The organism is Bacillus sp. K2I17, assembly GCF_002209985.1.
Lineage (GTDB): Bacteria > Bacillota > Bacilli > Bacillales > Bacillaceae_G > Bacillus_A > Bacillus_A wiedmannii.
This window is the reverse complement of record NZ_NJGF01000123.1, coordinates 1-1,125: the sequence shown is the minus strand read 5'-3', so window position 1 is coordinate 1,125 and position 1,125 is coordinate 1. Positions and strand designations below refer to the sequence as shown.

Sequence of the window (1,125 nt, the reverse complement as noted above, 5' to 3'; positions counted from 1 at the left end):
TTCTTTCTTTAAATCATAGGAAAGGATGGCGTTTTTGTATGTCTATTTCTGTATCTGATGAATTACAACTATTTGCTCAAGAAGTTCAAAGATTCTTATCTCCAAATATCTTACGAGATATCGCTAGGGATGTTGGTTTTGTACAACGAACGAGTAAGTACCAAGCAAAAGATTTAGTTTCTTTATGTGTATGGATGAGTCAAAATGTCGCTAAAACCTCTTTAACTCAGTTATGTAGTTGTTTAGAAGCATCAACAAAAGTACTTATCAGTCCTGAGGGACTGAATCAACGATTTAATGCCACAGCCGTGCAATTTCTACAACAAGTGTTAGCTGAACTTCTCAACCAAAAGTTATCTTCAACTAAGCTGCTCTCTTCTCCATACACTTCTATTTTCAAGCGTATTCGTATCCTAGATTCAACTGCATTTCAACTTCCCGATGTATTTTCATCTGTTTATCCAGGTACAGGAGGATGCAGTCATACAGCGGGGGTGAAGATTCAGCTTGAGTATGATCTATTAAGTGGACAGTTCCTACATATTCATACAGGCCCAGGTAAACAACATGATCGAACCTATGGTTCTCTATGTGTCCCAACTGTCACAGCGAATGATTTATGTATCCGTGATTTAGGTTATTTTCACTTGAAAGATCTTCAACATATACAAGATAAAAAGGCTTACTATATCTCTCGTATTAAATCCAATACACGTATTTATCAAAAAAATCCCAACCCTGATTATTTTCAAGATGGGAGAATCAAGAAAGGTACTGAGTATATACAGATAGATATGGAGGTCTTAATGAACTCACTTCAACCAGGACAAACATGCGAAATATCCGACGCTCTCACAGATATGAGAAGAAAACAGTCTTTGATATATTAGGTGTCGTTTACAATTGTGCCATGTCTGATAATCAAGCGGCTTAATTCAAAAAGGAAACCCAATAGGGTTTATTTCGTATGCAAATATTTAAAGCATCTACATATAGACTTTCGAAAAAAAGAAACAATCTTGCTTATCATTGACGTTACATGAGCTTAACTTGATAGCGATGTGGTGCTACCCCACATCCATCAACTTAAGGGATATTTTCAAACAAAATGTGGGTTTTTTATAT

Annotated in this window: 1 pseudogene; it reads left to right on the top strand. The window is 35.8% G+C overall.

Going from position 1 to position 1,125, the window contains the following annotated elements:
* Nucleotides 1-38: 38 nt before the first annotated feature.
* Nucleotides 39-872 (top strand): annotated as a pseudogene (locus tag CER22_RS31020) (IS4 family transposase); the annotation flags it as partial.
* Between the last annotated feature and the right edge of the window lie 253 nt (nucleotides 873-1,125).